Origin of the sequence: Streptomyces sp. SID4985 (genome assembly GCF_009863025.1) — a bacterium.
Lineage (GTDB): Bacteria > Actinomycetota > Actinomycetes > Streptomycetales > Streptomycetaceae > Streptomyces.
Genome location: NZ_WWIR01000688.1, coordinates 1 through 2,551, shown reverse-complemented (window position 1 = coordinate 2,551; position 2,551 = coordinate 1). Strand labels below are relative to the sequence as shown.

Here is a 2,551-nt window from a genome sequence, read left to right as displayed (position 1 = left end):
CTCCGCCGTACCCGGCGCCTCGGGCGCGCCGTCCGTCCCGGCCGCCGGGGCCAGTGGACCGCCCGCGTCGCCGAGCGCGAGCCCGACCGTGCGCACGTCCCCCACGCCCGGGGCCTCCGAGTCGCCCGGCAAGCCCACGCCCACCAGTTCGCCCACGACGGTGCCGTCCGCGCCCGCGTCCACCCCGGCCGGCTCCCCGACCCCGACGACCTCCGGCTCCCCGGCGGGCGGTGGCGGCCCCGAGCCGCACGGTCCGGCCGCCCCGGCCCAGGCTCTCGGCCCCCGGCACGCGGGAACCGTCCTCTGATGGCTTCGCGATCCCGCCGCCGTACCGACCACAAGGCCCGCACCGACCACAAGAACGGCACCGACCACAAAGCCCGTACCGGCCACAAGGCCGACACCGACCGCCGTCGCCGCTTCCCGCTGCGCTACGCGCTCTCGTTCCTGCTCCTGCTCGCGACGCTGGCGATGCTCATCCTGCACGGCTATGTGCACAACGAGATCCTCGCCGACTTCCGGGTGCGCCCCGAGGCCGCGACCGACCGGGTGCCGCAGAAGATTCTCGACGGCGGCCCGGTCGTCGACACCCGGGGCGGCCGCACCGACAGCCTCCGGGTGCCCAGGAACCGGCTCGTGCTCACCTTCGACGACGGCCCCGACCCGACCTGGACGCCGAAGGTCCTCGACATCCTCAAGAAGCACCACGCCCACGCGACCTTCTTCGTCACCGGCACGATGACCTCGCGCCACCCGGAGCTGGTCAAGCGCATGGTGGACGAGGGGCACGAGGTCGGGCTGCACACCTTCAACCACCCCGACCTCTCCTACCACTCCAGGAGCCGCGCCGACTGGGAGCTGTCCCAGGGGCAGCTGGCGCTCGCCGGGGCGGCCGGCATCCGCAGTTCGCTGTTCCGGCCGCCGTACTCCTCCTTCGCCTCCGCGATGGACGACCGGTCCTGGCCGGTGACGGAGTACATCGGCGGCCGGGGCTATCTCACCGTCCTCAACGACCGCGACAGCGAGGACTGGCGCAAGCCCGGCGTGGACGCGATCGTGCGCGGGGCCACCCCCGAGGGCGGCAAGGGTGCGGTCGTCCTGATGCACGACTCCGGCGGCGACCGCAGCCAGACCGTCGCGGCCCTCGACCGCTATCTGCCCGAACTCCAGGCCAGGGGCTACCGGTTCCAGACCCTCACCGAGGCCCTGGGCGCGCCGAGCGCGGACACCCCGGTCACCGGGGCGGCGCTGTGGAAGGGCCGGGCCTGGATCGTGCTGGTCAAGGCGGCCGACGGCACGACCGACGTGCTGGTGGCGGCCCTCGCGGTCATCGGTGTGCTGGTGATCGGGCGGTTCGGGCTGATGCTGCTGCTCTCCGTCGCGCACGCCCGCCGCACCCGCCGCCGCGGCTTCCGCTGGGGCTCCGAGCCTGTGACGCGGCCCGTCTCGGTGCTGGTCCCGGCCTACAACGAGGCCAAGTGCATCGAGAGCACGGTGCGTTCGCTGACCGAGAGCGACCACCCGGTGGAGATCATCGTCATCGACGACGGCTCCACCGACGGCACCGCCCGCATCGTCGAGGGGCTCGGCCTGCCCGGCGTGCGCGTGGTCCGCCAGCTCAACGCGGGCAAGCCCGCCGCCCTCAACCGGGGTGTGGCGAACGCGAGTTCCGACCTGATCGTGATGATGGACGGCGACACCGTCTTCGAGCCGTCCACCGTCCGCGAACTGGTGCAGCCCTTCGCCGACCCGCGCGTCGGCGCCGTCGCGGGCAACGCCAAGGTCGGCAACAAGGACACCCTCATCGGCGCCTGGCAGCACATCGAGTACGTGATGGGCTTCAACCTCGACCGCCGGATGTACGAGGTGCTGGGCTGCATGCCGACCATCCCCGGCGCGGTCGGCGCCTTCCGCCGCTCCGCGCTGGAGCGCGTCGGCGGCATGAGCGACGACACCCTCGCCGAGGACACCGACGTCACCATGGCGCTGCACCGCGACGGCTGGCGGGTGGTCTACGCCGAGAAGGCGCGCGCCTGGACCGAGGCCCCCGAGTCCGTCCAGCAACTGTGGTCCCAGCGCTACCGCTGGTCCTACGGCACCATGCAGGCCATCTGGAAACACCGCCGCGCCGTCGTGGAGCGCGGCCCCTCCGGCCGGTTCGGCCGCGTCGGCCTGCCGCTGGTGTCCCTCTTCATGGTGCTCGCCCCGCTCCTGGCCCCGCTGATCGACATCTTCCTCGTCTACGGGCTGGTCTTCGGGCCCACGGGCAGGACGATCGGGTCCTGGTTCGCGATCCTCGCCATCCAGGCGGCCTGCGCGGCGTACGCCTTCTTCCTCGACCGCGAACGGCTCACTCCGTTGATCTCACTTCCGCTCCAGCAGATCCTCTACCGCCAGCTCATGTACGTCGTCCTGCTCCAGTCCTGGATCACCGCCCTGACCGGCGGCCGGCTGCGCTGGCAGAAGCTGCGCCGCAAGGGCGGGGTGGGCGTCCCGCAGCCGGACGCCGTCGCCTCGGCGGCCGGGAGGGCGGCCCGGTGACGACCAGCTC

General features: G+C 72.9%; 2 protein-coding genes. One reads left to right on the top strand and one right to left on the bottom strand.

Going from position 1 to position 2,551, the window contains the following annotated elements:
* Positions 1-183 (bottom strand): hypothetical protein (locus GTW40_RS30335; RefSeq protein WP_202486621.1); only part of this gene is annotated, 183 nt, incomplete at its 3' end.
* A gap of 123 nt (positions 184-306) precedes the next feature.
* Between GTW40_RS30335 and GTW40_RS30330 the strand changes: the two genes are divergently transcribed.
* Entirely contained in the window at positions 307-2,541 is a 2,235-nt protein-coding gene (locus tag GTW40_RS30330; RefSeq protein ID WP_202486620.1) for a glycosyltransferase, read from the top strand.
* The last annotated feature ends 10 nt before the right edge of the window (positions 2,542-2,551 follow it).

Coding starts and splice junctions, on each gene's coding strand:
- GTW40_RS30330 (WP_202486620.1), top strand. CDS start 307: ATGGCTTCGCGATCCCGCCGCCGTACCGACCACAAGGCCCGCACCGAC.